This window comes from Xanthomonas sp. DAR 35659 (assembly GCF_041242975.1).
GTDB lineage: Bacteria > Pseudomonadota > Gammaproteobacteria > Xanthomonadales > Xanthomonadaceae > Xanthomonas_A > Xanthomonas_A medicagonis.
In genome coordinates, this window is the sequence record NZ_CP162488.1 from 2,585,608 (window position 1) to 2,606,482 (window position 20,875).

Annotated in this window: 9 protein-coding genes; all 9 read right to left on the minus strand. The window is 67.2% G+C overall.

What is annotated here, in order from left to right:
* Positions 1-3: 3 nt before the first annotated feature.
* The 9 genes from AB3X07_RS11070 to AB3X07_RS11110 all read right to left on the minus strand — a co-directional run bounded on the left by AB3X07_RS11070 (position 4) and on the right by AB3X07_RS11110 (position 20,875).
* The gene (locus AB3X07_RS11070) at positions 4-828 is read right to left on the minus strand and encodes an SDR family oxidoreductase (protein ID WP_369944542.1); all 825 of its coding nucleotides are present in this window, start codon (positions 826-828) and stop codon (positions 4-6) included.
* Positions 825-1,556: a thioesterase II family protein gene (locus tag AB3X07_RS11075; protein WP_369944543.1), complete on the minus strand. Its 732-nt coding sequence runs from the start codon at positions 1,554-1,556 to the stop codon at positions 825-827. The genes AB3X07_RS11070 and AB3X07_RS11075 overlap by 4 nt, the downstream gene beginning before the upstream one ends.
* Before the next feature lie 43 nt (positions 1,557-1,599).
* Positions 1,600-4,038, minus strand: a complete 2,439-nt coding sequence (locus AB3X07_RS11080) for an ABC transporter permease (RefSeq protein ID WP_369944544.1) — start codon at positions 4,036-4,038, stop codon at positions 1,600-1,602.
* A complete protein-coding gene (locus AB3X07_RS11085) occupies positions 4,038-4,760 on the minus strand; it encodes an ABC transporter ATP-binding protein (RefSeq protein ID WP_369944545.1) in 723 nt (240 codons plus the stop codon). Before AB3X07_RS11085 ends, AB3X07_RS11080 begins: the two co-directional genes overlap by 1 nt.
* Positions 4,761-4,846: 86 nt before the next feature.
* A complete protein-coding gene (locus tag AB3X07_RS11090) occupies positions 4,847-6,049 on the minus strand; it encodes an HlyD family secretion protein (protein ID WP_369944546.1) in 1,203 nt (400 codons plus the stop codon).
* Positions 6,050-6,391: 342 nt separating this feature from the next.
* Positions 6,392-7,393 (minus strand): TauD/TfdA family dioxygenase, encoded by a 1,002-nt coding sequence (locus tag AB3X07_RS11095; RefSeq protein WP_369944547.1) that lies wholly within the window; start codon positions 7,391-7,393, stop codon positions 6,392-6,394.
* A gap of 33 nt (positions 7,394-7,426) precedes the next feature.
* Positions 7,427-9,535 carry a hypothetical protein gene (locus AB3X07_RS11100; protein WP_369944548.1) on the minus strand — a complete coding sequence of 703 codons (2,109 nt, stop codon included), beginning with the start codon at positions 9,533-9,535 and terminating at the stop codon, positions 7,427-7,429.
* Between the two features lie 12 nt (positions 9,536-9,547).
* Complete coding sequence (locus AB3X07_RS11105; RefSeq protein WP_369944549.1) at positions 9,548-11,344, minus strand: carbamoyltransferase; 1,797 nt, start codon at positions 11,342-11,344, stop codon at positions 9,548-9,550.
* Between the two features lie 27 nt (positions 11,345-11,371).
* Positions 11,372-20,875, minus strand: coding sequence for a non-ribosomal peptide synthetase (locus tag AB3X07_RS11110; RefSeq protein ID WP_369944550.1), 9,504 nt, complete (start codon positions 20,873-20,875; stop codon positions 11,372-11,374).

Consider the following 20,875-nt stretch of genomic DNA (forward strand, 5'->3'; position numbering starts at 1 on the left):
CGCTCAGCGCGCCGTGAATCCGCCGTCGACGGTGACGATGCTGCCGGTCACCCGGCGTGCCGCATCCGATGCGAGCCAGACCGCGGCTTCGGCCACATCCGCCGGCTCGACCAGCTCGTTCATCGGTTGCGCCTGGGTGAAGACCTGCTCGTGGCTGGCCACGTCGACCTCGAGCGAGCGTGCGATCTCCGACAACATGCGACCCTCGACATGACCGGAGTCACGCACCGAACCCGGGCAGATCGCGTTGACCCGTACCTTGAGCGGACCGTAGTCCAGCGCCGCGGCCCGGGTCAGCCCGACGATGCCGTGCTTGGCCGCCACGTACGCCGAAAAATTGCGATAGCCGACGCTGCCGGCGGTGGACGCGATGTTGATGATGCTTCCGGTGCGTTGCGACGTCATGAACTGTCCGACGGCCTTGGTCATGCGCCACGCGCCGCTGAGGTCGATGTCGATCATCAGGTTCCACTCTTCCTCCTCGATGTCGTGCACGATCTTTCCCGAGGGCGCGGCGATGCCGGCATTGTTCAGCAGGATGTCGATCCGGCCGAACCGCTCCAGCGCCATGTCCTTGGCCTGATGCAGCGCAGCCATGTCGCGCACGTCGGCGCCGACCACCAGCACCGCCGCGCCGGCGCGGCGGCACAGCGCGGCGGTGGTCTGCAGTTGGTCGGCGTTGCCCAGGGGATACGGCACGCCGTCGATGTGCGTGTCGACATCCAGCAAGACCAGGTCGGCACCTTCGCGGGCGAACGCGCGGGCGCATTCGCGCCCGAGGCCACGCGCGGCCCCGGTGACGACGGCGACCTTGCCGGCCAGCCTCATCGCGCCGCATCCACGGCGGTGGCGGTCGACAGCGAACGCGCGAAACGGTCGATGAGTTGCAATAGAGGCATGGGATCAGCGATGAAGTACATATGGCCGCCCGGCAACTCGCGGTGCGTACATTGCGCGCCGCTGGCGCGGGACCAGCCGGCGACTTGCGACGCCGACACCAAGGCGTCCTGGGCGCCGCGCACGGTCATCAGCGGCACGCTGAGCCCTGCCCCGCTGCGCGGCCGATACTCCTCATGCATGCGCACATCCGCGCGCAGCGCCGGCAGCAGCAGTTCACGCATCATCGGATCGTCCAGCGCTTCGTGGCGATAGTCCGAGAAGCGCGACACAGCGGCGATGAACGCGTCGTCGTCGCGCTGGTCGGAGGCGCGCTCGGTGCGGGGACTCCACGGATCCGGCGATCCGCTGACCACCACGCCCAGCAATGGAAACCGCGCCGAGTCCTCGAGCCGGCGCGCGAGTTCGAAGGCCAGCACCGCGCCCAGGCTGTGCCCGAACAGCAGGGCCGGCTGGTCGTCGTCGTCGGCCAGCAGGTGCGCCGCCAACTCGTCGGCGGCGGAATGCAGGTCCTCATGCGCCGGTTCGAGAAAGCGCTTCTCGCGCCCGGGCAACTGCATCGGGACCGGTTCCAGTCCTTCGGCAACGCCCTTCCAGGCATTGAAGAAGGACGCGCCGGCACCCGCGAACGGGACGCAGATCAGGCGGATAGCATGCATGGATTCATCCTTGTTGCAGTCTGATGGTCGCGACGGCGGGCGCCTATTCCGAGCGCAGCGCGAACACGGGCCAACGGGTGATGATGGCCCGCAGCGTGAGGTAGCAGGCGGCGGCCACCGAGGCGACGATGACGATGTAGCCGGTCGCTCCGGCGCCCCAGGACAACGGCAGCTCGTAGCCCGCGTAGCGCGCCAGCAGCCGATCGGCGGCGATCAGGATGACCAGGCTGGCGATGGTGCCGTAGACGCAGAGGATCAGGTTCTCCGTATAGACCATCTGCGCGATGCGCGCCGGTGCCGCGCCGATGGACATCCGTACGCCGAGTTCGTAACGGCGCAGCAGGATGCCGTAATTGAGCACGCCGTAGATTCCGACGCTGGCCAGCAATACGGTCAGCACGCCGAGGCCGATCGCCACCCAGACGATGAACAGGTCCTTGAGCACCAATTGGTGATAGATGTCATCGACCCGCTCGTACTCGTACAGGTTGTACTGGCTGTTGACCGCGCCAAGCACGTCGAGGAATTCCTGCCGGCTCAGGGTGGCGCCCTGCTCGAGTTGCACGATGAAGCGCAGGCCGCTGTAGCGGGTCGCGTAGAGCCGCGGCGTGGCCGGCGTGCGCGGAATGCTGACGTCGCGCACGACGCCGATGATTTCATTGGGCTTGAACTCGCCCTCGCCGTCCGCCTGCCAATAGACGTGACGGCCGACGACATCGCCGTCGGGTGCGATACGCCTGGCCATCTCCTGGTTGACCAGCACCTTCGGCGCCGAGCTGTTCACGTCGTCGCGGCTGAAGTTGCTGCCGCTCACCAGCTTTTCCCCCATCACCGAAAGGTAGGCGTCGTCCACCAGGTTGGTCGCCACCGATACCGTCTCGGTGCCGGCGGCATCCAGCTTGACCGAGCTTGTCCAGCGGTTGCTCATCATCGGCACGAACAGCGCGCTGCTCACCTGCTTCACCTTGGGCAACTGCTTCAGGCGCGCGGTGAGATCTTCGATGTTACGGATGCGCTCGTCCCGACTGGGCTGCAGCGCGCCGGTACTCAAGTTGGCGAATACCAGGTTGTCGATGTTGAAGCCGGGATCGCGCGTGATGGTCTCGTACGAGAGACGGACGACGCTGGAGATGGCGACGAGCAGGAACGCGGCGAGCGCGATCTGGCTCACCACCAGCGTGTCGCGGACGGTTGCCGACACCTGCAATCCCGACCCCTTGCCGCTGGATTTGAGTTGGGACGCCAGGCGCCGGTAGTCGAGAAGATGCGTTACCAACCCGGAGAACGCCAGGGCCAGGAGCAGCACCAGGCCGATGGCCACCCCCACCGTTGCGGGGGAGATGGATAGCTCGGCGATGCGCGGCAACTGCCCCGCGATCCTGTCCTTCATCGCCGAGGTCACCACGGTGGCCAGCAACAGCGCCAGCACGGTGGAGGTGCCGACCAGCAACAGGTGTTCGGCGAAGACCTGACGGAAGATGTGCGATTTCTTCGCGCCCAGGGTCGCGCGGATGGAGAGCTCGCGCAATTGCTCGGCTGCCCGCGAGAGCAGCAGGTTGAAGACGTTGATGCAGGCGATGATGGCCAGCGCGAGCCCACTGGCGAGGAACAGCAGCGCCGACACCCTTCCGTCCTCCACCAGATAGGGCTTCAGTCCTTCCAGCGAGACGTGATAGGAAGCATTGTTGAGAAAGGCCGAACCGCGCGTCTCGGCTTTGAAGCGGTCGCTGACGAGACTGTTGATCGACTGTTCGGCGACCGCCTGGCGCTGACCCGGTGCGAGCAGGCCAAGCAGCTTGATCTGGTCGGTGAAGGCCGACCAGTTGCGGCGGATCTCCGGCGGCCATGTGTTGAATTCCCATGGCAACCAGACGTTGGTCTTCAGACCGGCCTGGAACAGCTCCGGCTCCACGAAGCGCGCGGCGGTGACGCCGATGATCCGGTAGGACACGTCGTTGACGACGACCTTGTCGTCGAGCACGTTGTCGCGTCCCCCGAAATAGGTCTGCCAGGTCTCGTAGCTGATGACGGCCACGGGTTCGTGCGAACCGACACCATTGCGCGCGGAGAAGCCGCTGCCCTTGGCGAAGCCGGCGCCCAGAATGGGAAAGTAGTCAGGCGTTGCGTTGGTGATGCGCAGCTTGGGCCGGGCGGCGATGTTGGTGACGATTTCCTCGCCGTAGTTCAGGATCGCCAACCGCTCGAGGCCGGTCTGCGCCTTGCTTTTCTCGAGCAGTTCGGCGATCGGATAGGCGACGTTGTCGGCGAATTTCACCTCGCTGCTCTCGTAGACGTTGCCGACGCCCACGACCAGCCGCTCCTGGGCCGGGTACGGCAGCGCCTTGAGCAGAAGCACCTGGTTGAGGTTGACCACGCACAGCAGGATGCCAAGGGTCACCGTCAGGGTCAGCACGATGCTGAGGACGAACAATGGCCGTTTGCGCAGACTGCTCCAGGCCTCCGCGAGTTCCTGGCGCAGCATCAGGCGGCCTCGTCCTTGGGCTGCCCGGCGGCCCGCGAGTGGCTCGACTGGATCTTGCCATCCAGCAGGCTGATCCGGGTGCGGGCGAAGTCCGCATAGCGCGGATCGTGGGTGACCATGCAAATGGTGGTGCCGGCCTGGTTCAACTCGTCCAGCAACGCCATGATGGCGTCGCCATTGGCGGAGTCCAGATTGCCGGTCGGCTCATCCACCAGCAGGACGGCGGGGTTGGCCACCAGGGCGCGGGCGATGGCGATGCGCTGCTGCTGGCCGCCGGACAGCTGGTTCGGCCTGTGCCCGGCGCGGTGGTTCATGCCGACCTTCTCCAGGCAGTCGGTGACCCGCGCCTGCACCTGCTCGGCACTGCGCCGGGTACGCGAATAGCGCAGCGGAAGCGCGACGTTCTGGGCCACCGTCAGCCCGTCGATGAGATTGAACTGCTGAAAGACGAAGCCGATCTTCTCGCAGCGCACCTCCGCACCTTCGGACAGGCCCATCCTGCTGACGTCGATGCCGTCGAGAAAGTAGCTGCCGGAGGTCGGGGCATCCAGCAGTCCGAGAATCGAGAGCAGCGTGGACTTCCCACAGCCGGAAGGACCGGAGATGGCGAGGTAGTCGCCCTCCAGCACCTGCAGGGTCACCTCGGACAGCGCATAGGTGTCGACTTCGTCGGTCGAGAACACCTTGCTGAGATTCTCGACGCGGATCTTGGCCTTGCTCATGACGTACCCCGGAAGTAATGACTGGTCCATGTAGCGACTGCACGACGCGTGCGGCGGGGCCGGCCCGCAGGCCGGCTCGGCACGCGTCAATCGGCGATTGCGAGCACGTCCTCCGACGCATACTTGGAGACATCCGACAGGACGATGCCGGAACCCTTGGGCACCCCGTTCCTGATCTGGATCAACTTGCCGGACTCCTGCCCGAACTCCACCTTGGTCCGGCGCGCGACGTCGCCTCCCCCATCCACCACGAACACGCTGGAGCTGGCATTGGCGACGACATTCGCCGGACGTTCCACGTACAAGGCATTGGGGAACGACCCGACGCCGACGCTGGCATCCACGTTGAGGCCCGGGCGCGCGTTCGCCGGCAGCGGCTGATCGGGCCTGAGCTCGATCAGGACGCTGCCATCGGCGACGCCTGGATTGATCTGCGTCACTTTGGCCGGCACCCGCGTGCCGCCGACGGAAATGGTGGCGGGCTGGCCGATCTGGACGGCGTCGCTCCTGGATTGCGGGATCTTGACCAGCGCGTCGAGGTCCCGGTCGCCGCCGATCAGCGCCAGCTCCTTGCCGGTGTCGATGCTCTGGCCGAGCTCCACGTAGAGCAATTGCAAGGTCCCCTCCTTGCCCGCGCGGACGGTCAGCCTGTTCTTCTGTTCCATGACCTTGTCATAGGCGAGCTGACGCTCCTGCACGAGGCGGTTGCGTATCTCGATCTGCGCGCCGTTGATCTTCTGCAGCGTCGCATAGCGCTGCTTCTCGATCTGCAGGCTGTGGCGCAGCTGCTTGGCGTTGAGCGAGATCTCGGCATACGCGATCGAACTGATGATGCGGGCCTTGGCGAGGTCGGCCATCGCCTTCTCGCGCATCTGCGCCAGCTCCAGTTCGGACTGCACCTTGAACAAGGCCGCCTCCGCCTCCTGCAGTTCTCGCTGCTGGGTCAGCCCGATCTCCTGCACGGCGATCTTCTCCGCTTCGAGCTGGTGCCGGGCGAGATCAAGATCCTGGTCGATCTGCGGATTGGACATGCGCAGGATGACGCTGTCCGGCGTCACCTTCGCCCCGGGTTTGAGCACCAGCTCTTCCACGGTCGCCTTGCTGTCGCTGGTGATGAGACGCGCGCTGCCGGACTTCAATTCGCCGTAGCCATCGACGGACACATCGAATTTGCCGCTCTTGACGACACCGATCACCAGCGCATCGCGCTTGATGGCGGCGGAAGACGATTGGGAGCGCAGCGCAAAGCCGATGATGACGACGACAACCGCCGCGGACAGCAGCAACATCTTCCTGGAAGCGAACCACTTCCCCCGACTACGCACCTTCTCCGATCTTGCGATATCCATTTCTTCGTCCGTGGCTGAACGTCATTCACGCGTGCACTGCGTGCGGGGATCGCAGCTGAACGGCGGCGGCGTCTGCCCTCGGCATCCATTGCGCCTGCGTGACTGGTGATCCAGTGCAATCGCAGAGAGTTGTGATCGTTGGCGAGCCTATGGCAGAGCCCACACAGTGTAAAGCCGCATCGCGGTGCCATCGCGGTGCATGACGTAGACAGAAAGGAATAGTAATCACATCGTACGAGGAGGCATGCAACATGCGCGATGTGGCGTGCTTCATGCGTCAGTTCAGCCCGTTGCCGCGACGAGCGCTTCGCGCTCTTGGGCGGTTGCTGGCTCGACGCCGGGCAGATCTCCGCGCTGCACTGGGTCGGCCTGTGCGAGATAGATCCGCCGCTCGCCCTTGAACGGCTTTCTGGCGTGCGCGGTAATCAGATTGTCAACGACCAACAGGTCGCCGCGCTGCCAAGCCACCGGCACGGCCTCGGCCAGATAGGCCTGTTGCAGCATGTGCACGACCTCGGGCTCGATGGGGCCGCCATCGCCATAATAGGTGTTGTGCGGTAGCCCATCGTCGCCGAACATTTCGCGCAGCGACGCGCGCAGGTCCGCGTCGAGCGTCTCGATGTTGAAGAACGTGGCGTGGTTGAACCAGGCGGCATCGCCGCTGACGGGATGCCGCAGTATCGGGTCGCGGATCTGCCAGGTCTTGAGCGATTCGTCGCCAAGCCATTCGAGCTGGATATCCTGGCTGCGGCAATACGCCTCCACCTCGTCACGGGACTGGGTGTTGAACGCTTCCTGCCAGGGAACGCCGATACCGGCCGTGTAGTTTCTGACGTACATCCAGCGGCGCGCTTCGAAGCGCTGCCGGACCGCCTCGTCGATGCGATTCAGCACCTTGCGGCAATCGACGATCGGCGTGGCGCCGCCCTCGCTTCCCGGATGCACGCAATAGAAGAACAGCTTGGTGGGGATCTCCTTTTTGTAGGAGTTCTCGTTGTGCGGAAAGATGTCCATCTCGGACCGGTAGTTGGTCGAGGTGTACACGTTGCCGTAGACATGGTTGCGTGGGGAGCTTTCCTCGTCGTTGCGGTAGGGCGCCGACGACAGCGACCGTACAAGCGCGTCGAGTTCCTCGCCGGAGATCGGCGCGAAGCCCCGGTAGAGCACGGCGCCGGCGCTGGCCAGCGTGCGCCCTAGCGCGTCCTTGTGGCCGGCCAGTGCGTCGGCCAGCGAGTCGCCCGGCCGTGCCGCGGTGAACGTCAATGGAAACTGATCGTGCTTCATGCTGGTCTCCGACTGCATGCGGATGCGCTGTGGTCAGGCGTGGACATGCTCGGCGCGCTGTGCGGCCGCGCGGGGTCGCGCCTCGAAGGCGTAGATGTGGCCGAACACGGGATGGATCTCGGTCCCGGCGCTGCGGCGGATCGCATGACCGATCCGGGACAGCTCGTCCGTGCCGTCGAGCCGCGGCGTCGGCCAGGCGATCGAGATGTCGTTGAGTCCGTGTTTCACCAGATCCGCCGGGACCACGATCTCGTGGGTCTGCCACTGGCCGGATAGCGCGAAGCGATGGCAGGCGACGCCGTTGAGCAGCAGCTCGGCGTGCCCGTCGCTGCTGCCATCGGCCGACTTCAGCGTGATCCGCACGCGGTGCTCGCCGGTCTCGCCGGAAATGAAGCAGAAGTCGCTGACCGGTGCGTAGCCCTTGAAGAAGTCGTTGTGCTGGTTGACCCCGCCCTCGATGAACTGCTGGTTGGAGAACGACGTGCTGTGATAGTAGGGGTCCAGCAGATCCACCGCACCGAGCGCGCCGACGCAATGCGCCGCGACCCGCAGCGCGGAAACACGCGGTGCCAGGTCCCTGCCCCGATCGGCATGGCACTGGATGAAGGCGTCGATCAGCAACCTGTCCAGACACTTGAACTCCATGGAGAACAGGTAGCGCTTGATCTGCGGCGATACGTTCTCGATCAGTTCCGTGGCGCGTGCGTTCATCCAGGTCGGCAGTCGTTCGTTCTGGATCTCGACGATGATGTCCATCAGCTCCAAGATGTCCGGGGACTTTTCCGCGGCGCGACGGCAGTAGTGGAGCACCACCTCGTACGCCTGACCCCAGTGCGCGTTGTGGATGGCGGCCAGCAGATGCGCGTCCGCCTCGTCCCCATCGGTGGGCCAAGGCGCGTGCGCCAGCAGTTCGGCGACGCTCACCTGCCCGCCTTGCGCGCGCGCGATCAACTGCCGCGCGACCGCCGTCATCGCCAGGCGGATGCCCTTGCTGGTCATATGGCAGTAGTCGAGAAACAGTTCCCGGCCGGCGACGGTGGTGCCGGTCGCGGCGCCGAGGACGTCTTGCAGGTCGATCACGTCATGGCCGTGCGCCCGTGCCTGCTCGAGAATGATGCGGCGGATCAGCGTGGTGATTCGCGGCGAATAGCTGCGATTGAAGTCGATGATCGATGCATCGCGCGCCATTTCCAGGAATTGGCGTTGTGCATCCATCATGCCCAGGCCGCGGCAGCATTCGGCGAGCAAGTGCGCGGTCCTCGCGCAATCGCCGCCGTCCAGCGCCAGCATGGCTTCCGCGTGCTGGCGCGCCGCGTCGAAGTCACCTTCCGCCAGGCGCTCTTCCGCCTGGGCCAGGCGCGTCAGCCAGGTCTGGTTGGCGCCCTCGCCGCCCAGCCAGTGCGCGTGGATCTCGGGATCGCGCCAATCGTCCAGGTTGAACTCGGGAAGTACCCAGCACACGGGCACCTGTCGCCGCGCGTACAGCGCCGCGATGTCATCGATCAACGCGGTGATCTCGGCGGTCAGCTCGCGCTCTATCTGCCTGCGCAATCCGGCGATGCCGCCGTCGCGCAGGCTGGCGGCCAGCGCGTAGGCATGCGCAGTGCCGACATAGGAACGGCTGCCTGCCCAGTTGTTGCCGGCGAAGATGACCGCCTGCTGCGGTTGCAACTGCTCGGCCTGCTGCGCGGTACGGCGCAGCGTCGCCATCGAGGCGTTGGTGCGCGCAAGATCGATCACTTCGGGCGCGCGCGCTCCTGAATGACCGGCCAGTACCTGTTCCAGCACCTGGGCGGGCGTGTAGCCGGGATCGTAGAACATGCCGCGGGCGACGGACTCGCCCATGAACACGACGCGTTCGCGCTCGCTGCGCACGGGGATGCTCTGCCGCTGCGCCCAGTACGCCCAATCGGCGCTGGCGCCGGTGTCGCGATGAAAGGCTTGCGCGGCGTCGTCCAGCTTCCATATGCCGATCTTTCCGGGCGCTTCCTCCACCGCTGTTGCCGCCTCCTTCGGCGCCGGAGAGGTGCGACCCACGAGATTGGCGAACGTCAGCAAGCGGGCGAAATCTGCGCCCTCCTTGCGATACACCTGCGCGGCGATTTCGTCGGACAGCTGCTTCATCGGGTCATGAATGGACATCGTGGCGCACTCTCAGAGGAAGGTGTAGACGGCATGGCCGATGGCACGGGAATCGCGGCGCGGTGGAACGACTGGCGTGTTGCCCACGCCCACGCGCCACATCTCCGGAATGTCGCTCTGGCGGATCACGAAATCCTCCAGGATCAGGAAATCGATGCGAGCCCGCACGAAGCAGATGATGGCGTCCAGCGGCGAGCACACCACCGGTTCACCGCGCACGTTGAAGGAGGTGTTGAGCAGGATCGGACAGTCGGTGAGCGCTTCGAATGCGCTCAGCAGCGCGTGGAAGCGAGGATTGACCTCCCGCTCCACGGTCTGCACGCGCGCGGAGTTGTCCACGTGGGTGATGGCGGGCAGGTCGAGCAGCGACTCCACGTCGCAGGTCTGCAGCATGAACGGCGACGGCGAGGTCAGCGCGAAGTGTTCCCGGGCGGATTCGGCCTTGACCGCCGGCGCGAAGGGACGGAAGGCCTCGCGCATCTTCACCAGCGCATTGATTTTCTCGCGCATCTCTCCGTCGCGCGGGTCGGCCAGGATCGAGCGCGCGCCGAGCGCGCGCGGTCCGAACTCCATGCGCCCCTGGTACCAGCCCACGACCTTGCCGTCGGCCAGTTGGCCGGCGGTGAACGCGATCAGGTCGGCCTCCCTGCCGCGGTAGTCCTCGAACAGCACACCGGTACTGTTGAGCAGCCGGTGCACATCGTCCGGCTGATGGCGCGGTCCCAGATAGGCATGCGGCATATCGCGCTGGCGCGGACGTTCGCCGAACAGGCGCACCCACGCCACCGCGGCGGCGCCGAGCGAGGAGCCAGCATCGCCCGCGGCCGGCTGCACGAACAGGTTCTCGAACGGGCCATCGCGCAGGATCTTGCCGTTGGCCACGCAGTTGAGCGCCACGCCGCCGGCCATGCACAGATTCCGGCTGGGCACGCGCGAATGCAGATAGCGCACCTTGTCCAGCAGGATCTCTTCCAGCACCACCTGCAGGCTGTGAGCGATATCCATGTACTCCTGCGCGATGTCCGATTCAGGCACGCGCGGTGGAACGCCGAGCAGGTCGATCAGCGCGTCCGAGTACATCCGGCTGGTCCGGAGGAAGTCGAAGTAGCGCATGTCCAGGTGGTACTGGCCGTTCTCGCCGTTGCGCACCAGCTGCCGCAGGCGGTCGGCGTAGATGCTCCGGCCATAGGGCGCCAGACCCATGACCTTGTACTCGCCGCTGTTGACCTTGAAACCAAGGAAGGCGGTGATGGCGCTGTAGAACAACCCCAGGGAGTCGGGGAATCCCACTTCCTCGAAGATCTCCAGCGTGGCGCCCTTGCCCTCGGAGTAGCTGGTGGTGGCCCACTCGCCGACGCCGTCGACGGTCAGCACGGCCGCGTCGTCGAAGCCCGAGAAGTAATAGGCGCTGGCCGCGTGGGACAGGTGGTGCTCGACGATCTCGATCCGCCCCTGGTAGCCAAGCGTCTCGCGCACGGTCCGCTCCGGGCCGTCGGCGCACAGATGGTCGACGACTCCGGCCTTGCGCACCGGGTCGGCGTTGTCGATGCTGCCCATCCAGATCTGGCGGGACAGCTTCTTCTCGGGCTCTTCGTAGTAGGCGATGCAATCCACCTCGTCCAGCCCTACCCCCGCTTCGGCGAGGCAGTAGCGCAGACTCTTGCGCGGAAACGACTTGTCGTTCTTCACCCGGCTGAAGCGTTCCTCCTGTACCGCGGCCACCAGCATGCCGTCCTTGAGGATGCAGCAGGCCGAGTCGTGATAGCCGAAGGACATGCCCACGACCACTCTGGATGTTGCGTTGTCCATGAACCCACTCATCACGTTGTCCTTGTCTCAGTTGATTGCGGAATCGGCCGCTTCGGCCACGCGTGCCGTCGGGTTCCCGACGATCCGCACGAGTTGCCCACGAATGAGGTCGGCGAGGTGCTGCATGTCCTCGCCGGAGAAATGACGCGCATCGAACTCGATGTTCATCGCCAGTTGCCCGCCATAGACGCCACCCTGGAACCCCATTGCCGCGCTCAGCGGCAGTCGTGCGCTGGCCGAGGGTCCGATGTCTTCCTGGAGGAACTGCAGAACGCCGGCGTCGGCCACCATGCTGTTGAACTGCCCCAGGTAGTTGAAAAGCACCTGGAATGGCGCGTGCAGTTCGGGATCGCACAGCGCCGGCGCGCGCTGGAGGAAGCGCAACACGCCATAGCCGAGTCCATCGTGAGGAACGGCCGCGAGCTGGGCCCGGACCGTGGCCAGGTCCTGCTGCACGTCGCCGGGTTCGAACGCCATCAGGAAGGGATAGGACTGGGTGAACCAACCCACCGTCTGCGACAGATCGAGTCCTGTCTCGTCGCTGTGGCGACCGTGGCTCTCCAACAGGATCCGGAACCCGCCGCGGCCGCGCCAGGCAGCGAGCCCGCGGTACAGCGCCGTGAGCAGGATGGCGTTGACGTCCGCTGCGCCGCGCGCGCCGCCATGGGCGAGCAGCGCCGCGGTGGAGGCGACATCCAACTGCAGCGGTTGATGGCGGCGATGGCCGATGTCGGCGGCAGGTGCGTCCTGCTGGAGCACCGGCGCCAGCGGCGCGGTGGCGAGCTGCATCGACCAGTAGCCGAGTTCGTCGGCGAACCGCCCGCGACGCGCGCAGGCGACCAGATGGCGTCCCCACGCCTGATAGGTCGACGCGGACGGCGCCAGGCGCACCGGTTCGCCACGCAGGCACTGCTGCACGGCTTCGCCGAGATCGGCGACCAGCAGATGCCAGGACACCACATCGAGAACGGCGTGATGGCCCAGCAGCAGCAGCCGATCGACGTCGGGGGCGCGGATGAGGACCAGTCGCAGCAGGCCACCATCGGCCAGCCGGAATGCGTGCTGATGGCGGACGCAGATCGCCTTGACCGCTGCGGCGACGTCCGCCGCATCGGTCGGCACGTGGTCGACCGCCGTGGCCTGCGCGAACACCGGCGCCGTAGGCTCCAGGTACACGGCCGAGGGTACCGGCGCGTCCAGGCGGAACGCCAGGCGCAGCGCATCGTGCCTGGCGAGCAGCGCATCGTAGATGTCGCGTACGGAAGACGCGGGCAGGCCCGGCGGCAAGCCGAACAGCGAGCCGCCGTTGAAGTGGTCGAACACCGTCAAGCCTGCCGCCAGCTGCTCCACGAGCACCTCGTGATGGATCGGCAGTAGCGGCTGTTCGCCCGTCAGCGATGTGCGCTGTTGCGCGGCGTCAGCGCAATCGCACACCGCCGCCAGGGCGCGCGGGGTCGGTTGCTGTGCGAGCTGCCGTACGCTGAAGCGGATGCCGGCCTTGCCCGCCTTGGCCACGAGGCGGATCGCTAGGATGGAATCGCCACCGAGCGCGTAGAAGTTCTCGTCCGGCCCGACATGCGCGTCGCGCCCCAATACAGCGGCGAACAAGGCGCAAAGCGTCTGCTGCGCCTGGGAGGTGGCGGCGTCCCGGGTGATCGCCGCTCCGCCGCATACCGTCGCCAGCCGGCGCGGCGTGGGGTGCGCCGTGAGTTGCCGGACGGTGAAGACCAGCCCCTCTCGCGCCGCCTTCGCGACCATGCGGATGGCCAGGATGGAGTCGCCTCCGAGCGCATAGAAGTCCTCGTCCGGCCCAACCTGCTCACCACCCAGGACGGACGCGAACAGCGTACAAAGCGACTGCTCGACCGGCGTGGCGGCCGCGCCGCCGGCCGCCGCCTGCACCGGACGTGCCTCCGCCTGCAGGGCGGCGCGGTCGATCTTGCCGTTGGAGGTCATGGGCCATTGCGCGACCACGGCGAACAGTTGCGGCTGCATGAATGCGGGAAGCTGCTGTTGCAACCAGGCGCTCAACGCGGGAACCAGGTTGCCGGGGTCGACCGACGGCAACGCGCGAGCGCAGGCGACCAGGCGCTGGCGGCCGTCCGCGGCGCGAGCGGCGAACACCAGGGCCGCGTCGACCAGCGCATGCCGTTGCAATGCGTTGGCGACCTCGTCGAGTTCGATACGGTAGCCGTTGACCTTGACCTGATCGTCGAGACGGCCGAGATATTCGAACGCGCCATCCAGGCGCTGCCGCACCTCGTCGCCGGTGCGATACAGACGACCACCGCGGCCGCTGAGGGTGTCGGTCACGAAGCGTGCGGCCGTGAGCGACGGATTGCCGGCATAGCCGCGTCCGACGCCGTGGCCGCCGATGTACAGTTCCCCGGCCACGCCGACAGGACACGGGACCATGTCCGCGTCCAGCACCAGTCCGTGGACGTTGTGCAGGCACCAGCCGATATGGGGCGTGTCGCCGGCGATGCGGGCCATGCTGGCATTGACGGTGGTCTCGGTCGGCCCATAGGCGTTGAAGTGGTCGCGATCGCGCAGCCCGTGGCTCGCGAGCCGTGTCCACAGCGCGGGTGGGACGGTTTCGCCACCGACGACAAGCTGCGGCAATACATCGCCCAGCCCCTGCTCCAGCCAGGCGGACGCCAGCGTCGGCGTGCAGTCGGCGACCGTCACGCCATGCTCCCGGATGCGGGCACGCACACTGGCGGCATCCACTTTTTCCTCGTCGGTGAGCACCACCAGGTGCCCGCCCTGCAGCAGATGGCACAGCCCCTGGACGGAGGCATCGAACGAGAACGACGCCACTTCGGCCCAGCAGCCCTGGCCGTCGAAACCGTGGGCGCGCATGCCGACCATCAAGTTGCGCAGGTTGCCGTACTCGACCATGGCGCCCTTGGGCGTGCCGGTGGAGCCGGAGGTGTAGATGACGTAGGCCAGATCCGACGCGGCGTGACGCGGCGCGCCCACGGCGCCGTCCGCATACGCGGCGAGCGTCTCGGGCGCATCGATGCAGTGCTGCGCGACGCCCTGCAGGTCGCGCAGTTCGCTGGCGCGGTCGCACAGCAGCTGACGCACGCCGCTATCCTGGACGATGAAACGCTTGCGTTCCGCGGGGTATGCGGGATCGATCGGAACGTAGGCGGCCCCGGCTTTGAAGATGCCCAGCACGGCAACGACCAGGGCAATGCCACGCTGCGCCAGCACGCCAACGGGCTGGTCCGGGCCGATGCCTTGTGCCTGCAGCAGGCGGGCGATGCGGTTGGCCTGCGCGTCGAGCGCCGCGAAACTCAGGGTGGCCCCGCCGCAGCTGAGCGCCGCCCGCTCGGGCGTTGCGGCCACCGCCCGATCGAAGCCCTGTAGCAGCGGCCGCGCCGGTTCGTCGGTGGCGGCGAGCGGTGCGGGCAGCGTGATGGGCGGTGCGATGTCCGCCACCGCCCGCCCCTGCACGAGCAGGCCGAGCACGCTGGAGAGATAGGACAGCATCTGCCCGACATGCGCCTGCGCGTACAGGTCGCTGCGGTAGCTGCAGTTGAACATCATCGTCTCGTACACGCCGACGATGAGCGAGATGTCGAAGCTGTTGGTGCCGTGACCTTCGGTGGTTTCGACGGTCAATGCGTCGCCATGGACGTCCGCCTCGGGCGCATGCTCGTTGATCGGGTAGTTCTTGAAGTCGATCAGCGTCTGGAACAGCGCGCTATCGCCGACGGCGCCGGCGCAGCGCTTGATCTCGCTGTAGGCGAGGAAGGACTGCGCATTGAGCTGCTGAAAGCTGCGCTGCAGCGCGTCCAATTGCGCTCCCACCGCGCGACGGTCCAGGCGCACGCGCACCGGTATCGTGTTGATGAACTGGCCGACCATGCGGTCCACGTTGTCGACGGCCTCCGGGCGCCCGGACACCACCGCGCCGAAGACGACGTCGGCGGTGCCGCAGTACGCCTTCAACACCAGGGCCCAGGCGAACTGCACCACCGTGTTGAGGGTCACGCCATGCTGGCGAGCGAACGCGCGGATGCGCCGCGTGGTATCCGCATCCACCACTTCTTGCAGCAGCGCATGCCGCGGCGTGTCGCTGGCCTCTGCGCGTGGCAGCTTCAGCATGGTCGGCGACGCCTGGTCCAGATGGGCCTGCCAGGACGCGACCGCCGCCGCCGCGTCCTGGCGCAGCAACCAGGCCACGTAGCTGCCGTAGTCGGGCGCGGATCGCGGCGCCAGCGTGCCACCCTGCCCCAGGCACTTCATGTTGTCGAGCAACTCGTTGAGGATCAGGGCGGTCGACCAGCCATCCATGATGCTGTGGTGGCAGGTGAACAGCAGCCGGTGGCGATCGGCCGCCATGCGGATGACCGTCATCCTGTGCAGCATCGGCTCGCTGCCGTCGAACCCGCTGCGCATGTCGCGCTCACAGAGCGTGTCGAAACGGAGTTGCTGGATGTGCTCGTCCAGACCGCACAGATCGACGACGGCGACCTCGGCCTGCGCATTGCGGCGCACCAGTTGGTGCTGATCCTCGCCTTCGCCGACGAAGCGGGTCCGCAGCACCGCGTGCGCATCCACCACGCCCTGCCAGGCGCGACGGAAGATATCCGGATCGAGCGGGCCGCGCAGCAGCGGATACAGCTGTACCACGTAGGCCGCGCGGTCCAGCCAGTTGGCGGCCAGCATGCTGCGCTGCGCCGGGGTCGACGGATACAAGGCGTCGATCTCATCGGCCTGCTGCAGCCGTTCCAGGGTGGCGGCATCGAGAGAGGCGAGCGGAAAGTCGGCCGGTGTGCGCACCTGCCGGCGCTGCGCGCCGCAGTGGGCGAGCAACATGCGCGTGGCGGCGGCGATGTCGTCCAGCATGGCGGCCGCGGTGGCGGCGCCGAACTCGTGCTCGCTGTAATCCAGGGTCAGGCGCATCCGCCCACCGAGCACGAAGGCCGCGATCGACAGCCTGTGCATTCTGGGCGCGGTCGGCGCGCTCTCGGGCCCGGCGGCTTCGTTGGCCAGGCCGAACGCGGACGTCGCCTCGCCACCGGCGTCGAGCTGCCCCAGGTAATTGAAGACCAGCTGCTCGGCGCCATGCGCCTGCTGGAGTGCGGCGTCCCCGACGAGATACTTCAGCACGCCGAATCCGATGCCGCCGCGCGGCACGGCGCGCAGATTGTCCTTGATGCTGCGCAGCGTCGCACCAGGATCGGTGGGATCGCCGCTCAGCACGTGGGGATGGATGCTGGTGAACCAGCCCAGCGTCTCCGAGAGGTCCAGTCCCGTTTCCAGGTCCTCGCGGCCGTGGCCCTCCAGCGCGACGCTGAAGGAGGTCGTGCCGGCGCGCGGCGCCAGCCCCAGGTACACGGAGGCGAGCAGCAACTCGAGAGTGCGGGTGGCGTACGGCGCGTTGGCGTGGGTCAGCAGCGCGGAGGTCTCCTCGTCGGAAAGTTCGACCAGCACTTGCCGCGTGCTCTGCATCGTGGGCGGGCGGTCCGGCAGGTGTTCGCGATAGTCGAAACCGACGCCGGCGGCCTGGCCGCGCCAGTAGTCGCGCTCGCCGGCAAACGCTCCTTCGGCCGCCAGGCGGCCCAGCAGCTGGCTCCAGTACTGGTAGGAGGTCCCGCCTGCGCCCAGTGCGATCCCGCTGCCGTCCAGGCACTTCTGCCAGGCGCGCTCGAAATCCTCCAGCAGCACGCGCCAGGAGACGCCGTCGACCACCATGTGGTGGGCGACGATCAGGACCCGCGACGCTTGCGTGCCGCTGAACAGCACCGCCTTGAATACCGGTCCGCGATCCAGGCGCAGGCTCGCCTGGTGGTGCTCGCCACGCGAGGCGATGAATCGGCGACGCGCTTCGACGCCGTCCGGCAGTGGCTCCACCACCACGCTGTCGGCGACCTGGCTCGGATCGAATGCCGCCACGCGCGCGTGCCAGCCCGCGTCCTCGCGCGCGAAGCGGGTGCGCAGGCCGTCGTGCCTGCGCAGCAGCGCCTCGACGATGGCGGCAAGACGCGACGCGTCCAGCGCGGCCGGCGCTTCCAGCAGCAGGCTCTGGTTGTAGTGGTCCGCGGTCTCGGGCTGGGCGAGCACGAACCATTGCTGGATCGGCGTCAGCGCGAAGGGCGCGGCGCTGGTCTGCGCTCCCACCGCGGGCGCGGCGGTCGTCGATGCCACGCGCGCCAGCGCCGCCACCGTCTGATGCTCGAAGATCTGCTGCGTCGATACGCGCAGCCCGGCCTTCCTGGCGCGCGATACCAGTTGGATCGCGAGAATGGAATCGCCGCCCAGGGCGAAGAAATTGTCGTCCAGGCCGACACGCTCGCGATTCAGCAACGCGCCCAGCAGCGCGCAAAGCGACCGCTCGACCGGCGTCTCCGGCGCGCGATAGGACGCGACCGGTTGCAGGTGGACGGGCAATGCCGCCAGCGCCTGCCTGTCCACCTTGCCGTTGCTGGTGGTCGGCAGGCGCGGCAGGAGCCGAAACGCGGCGGGGATGCTGACCGCGGACAACCGCGCCTGGCACCAGTCGCGCAGCGGGCCTTGCAGCGCCGCTTCCTGCTCGTCGCTGGCGTCGGCGACCAGGCAGGCGACCAGCACGGGCGGTGTCGTCTGACTGGACAGGACGACCGAGGCCTCGCGGATGCCGGGATAGGCGCACAGGCAAGCTTCGATCTCGGCCGGTTCGATGCGGTGGCCGCGCAACTTGATCTGTTCGTCGTTGCGGCCCTTGAACTCGAGTTCGCCGGCGTTGTTGCGCCGGACCAGGTCGCCGGTGCGATAGAAGCGCTGCGGCATGCCCGCGAGGTCGCGCACGACGAAGTGGCGTGTCTGCAGCGCGTCCCGATTCACGTAACCGCGCGCGACGCCGGCGCCGGCAATGAACAGTTCGCCCGTCGTGCCGTGCGGTACGAGGCGCTGGTCGTCCAGCACCAGCAGGCGGGTGTTCTGGATCGGGCGCCCGATCGGCACCGCGGCCGTGGCCACCTGCAGATCGGCCAGGGAGCGCACCGTGTAAACGCAGCAGCCCACGACGGTTTCGGTCGGGCCGTACTCGTTGACGAAGACGGAGCCGGCAGCGAGACGCTCCAGCAACGGCGCCAGCGTCTTGCGCAGCAACTGCTCGCCGCCGATGACCAACTGCATCGGAACCAGGCCCTGGCGCTGCTCGCCCTGCTCTTCCCAATAGCGCGCCAGCAGATCCAGGTGCGCCGGCGTCAACTTGAACAGGCGGCGGACCCGGTCACCCAGCATCAGGTCGCCGAGCGTCCGCGCCAGGTCCTCGTGGCGGGCAGCCACGATGCGCAGCGCGCATCCGCTGATCAAGGGCGTGAACAGCGTGGTGATGGTCGCATCGAAGGTGAGCGGCGAGCTGACCACGGCCTCCTCGACGCCTTCGTTCGCATACGTCCGCAGGCAATGACCGAGATAGTTGCTGAGCCCGGCGCGGGTGATCGCCACGCCCTTGGGCTGTCCGGTGGAGCCGGAGGTATAGAGGATGTAGGCCAGTTCGTCCGGCGCCGCGGCGACGGCGGGCAAGGCGGCGGCGGACGAAGCGGCGGCTGTGCGGTCGGGCTCGTCGACGTAGCAGGCCGCCACGCCGGTGGCCCGGGTGAAGTCCGGCAGGGTGGAGAGCGTCAGCAACAGCCGCAGGCCGCTGTCGCCGATGATGTGATCGATGCTGCTTTGCGCGGCGGCGGGGTCGATGGGCACGTAGCAGGCACCGATCCGCAGGCAGGCAAGGACGGCCACCGCCATCGAACTGCTCGGCGGCAAGGCGATACCGACGTTGTCCTGGGACGCGACGCCGTGCGCGATCAGCCGCGTCGCCAGCCGGTCGATTTCCGCATCGAGCCAGGCATAGCTCAGGGACGATCCGCCGTCGATGAGTGCGATCGCGGCCGGCGTTCGGCGGGCGAACTGCGCGACCCGCAGATCCGGCAGCAAGGCATGATCGACGGCGACGCTTTCGCCCACCATGCCGCCCTCCAGCTCGGCCCGTTCGGCGGGCGTCAACCAGTCCAGCGCGGACAGCGGGCGCTCCAACTCCCCTGGCAACGACGCCAGCAGGGCCTCCAGGTGCCCGCACAAGCGCTCGACGGTGCCGGCGCTGAACAGCGCGGTGTCGTAGACCCAATCCAAATGCAGGCCTTGCTGATCGACAGCCGCGTGTAAGGTCAGGTCGTACTTGGCCTGGATCACGCCTGTGGACAGCGGCTCGACCGCGAGGACCCCGCCGCTGTCCGCCGTCCTGGACGTATTGTCCAGCGACAACATGATCTGGAACAGAGGGCTGTACGCGCTGCTGCGCGGAAGCTCCAGCCGCTCGATCAACAGGTCGAATGGCACGTCCTGCCGCGCCTGTGCCCCCAGGTTGACCTCGCGGACGTGCCGGAAGTAGTCGGCGACCGTCTGCGACTCGCGACAGGAAACGCGTAGCGCCAGGGTATTGATGAAGTATCCGATCAGTTCGTCGAGCTGCGCGCTGCCCCGGTTGGCGACGGGGGTTCCGATCACCACGTCCGGTTCCGCGCCCTGGCGCGCCAGGACCAGCGCCAGCGCGCCGTGCAGCAGCATGAACAGGGTGACGTCCAGGCGCGCGGCCAGCGCTTCCAGGCGCGTCAACTCCGCGACCGGAATGCGTCCGTTGACCCGCGCGCCCACGTGCCGCCTCTGCCGTGGACGCGGGTAATCCAGCGGTAGCGCGTGTTCCAGGGGCGCACCGGCAAGCGCCTGCGTCCAGTAGCCGAGCTGTTCCTCCACGCGCTCCTGGTTCTGTCGTTGGCGCTGCCAGATGGCGTAGTCGGCATACTGAATCGACAGCGGCAGCAGTCCATGCGGCACGCCCTGCGTGCGTTCGCGATAGAACGCCACGAACTCCCGCAGCAGGATGTCCATGGACCAGCCGTCGAACACGATATGGTGCAGGTTGAAGTACAGCACGCCCTCGTCCGCGGCCAGCGCCATCCAGGCCGCACGCAGCAACGGCGGTTGCGCGAGGTCGAACGGAGTGCCGGCGTCGGCGGCGATGATGCGGGCGACGGCGGCCTCGCGATCGGCGGCGGCCAATCCACTGAGGTCGTGGCGGGCGATGGTGGCCCGCAACGCGTCGTGCGAGCGCTGGTGGACCTGCTCCTCGTCCTGGTGGAAGCTGCTGCGCAGCACGGCGTGCCGCGCCATCACCGCGTCCAGTGCGGCCTGGGCGGCGTCGATGGAGAACGCGCCGCGCACGCGGTAGGCGGCGGGAATGCTGTAATCGGCGGTTCCCGGATGCAATGTCTCGTTGACCCACAGGCGCTGCTGCTGCAGTGACAGCGGCAGTCGCCCTTCCCGCTGCAGGCCGGGCAGGATGACATCGCGCCCGTCTTCGCGCCGCACGCCGTCCAGTTCCGTCAGCAACGCGATCAGCTCGGCCTTGGACGCCAGGATGCGTTGCCGCAGGTCATCGCTGACCGCGCCGCGATTGGCGCGCAACTTCAGCTTTCCGTTGCTCAGGAACAGGACCACGCCCGCTTCGCCGGCTTCGTTCAACAGGTCCATTGTCAT

Excerpts from the sequence above, each read along its gene's own strand:
- AB3X07_RS11070 (WP_369944542.1), bottom strand. The coding sequence starts at position 828 with ATGAGGCTGGCCGGCAAGGTCGCCGTCGTCACCGGGGCCGCGCGTGGC.
- AB3X07_RS11075 (WP_369944543.1), bottom strand. The coding sequence starts at position 1,556 with ATGCATGCTATCCGCCTGATCTGCGTCCCGTTCGCGGGTGCCGGCGCG.
- AB3X07_RS11080 (WP_369944544.1), bottom strand. The coding sequence starts at position 4,038 with ATGCTGCGCCAGGAACTCGCGGAGGCCTGGAGCAGTCTGCGCAAACGG.
- AB3X07_RS11085 (WP_369944545.1), bottom strand. The coding sequence starts at position 4,760 with ATGAGCAAGGCCAAGATCCGCGTCGAGAATCTCAGCAAGGTGTTCTCG.
- AB3X07_RS11090 (WP_369944546.1), bottom strand. The coding sequence starts at position 6,049 with ATGTTGCTGCTGTCCGCGGCGGTTGTCGTCGTCATCATCGGCTTTGCG.
- AB3X07_RS11095 (WP_369944547.1), bottom strand. The coding sequence starts at position 7,393 with ATGAAGCACGATCAGTTTCCATTGACGTTCACCGCGGCACGGCCGGGC.
- AB3X07_RS11100 (WP_369944548.1), bottom strand. The coding sequence starts at position 9,535 with ATGTCCATTCATGACCCGATGAAGCAGCTGTCCGACGAAATCGCCGCG.
- AB3X07_RS11105 (WP_369944549.1), bottom strand. The coding sequence starts at position 11,344 with ATGGACAACGCAACATCCAGAGTGGTCGTGGGCATGTCCTTCGGCTAT.
- AB3X07_RS11110 (WP_369944550.1), bottom strand. The coding sequence starts at position 20,875 with ATGACAATGGACCTGTTGAACGAAGCCGGCGAAGCGGGCGTGGTCCTG.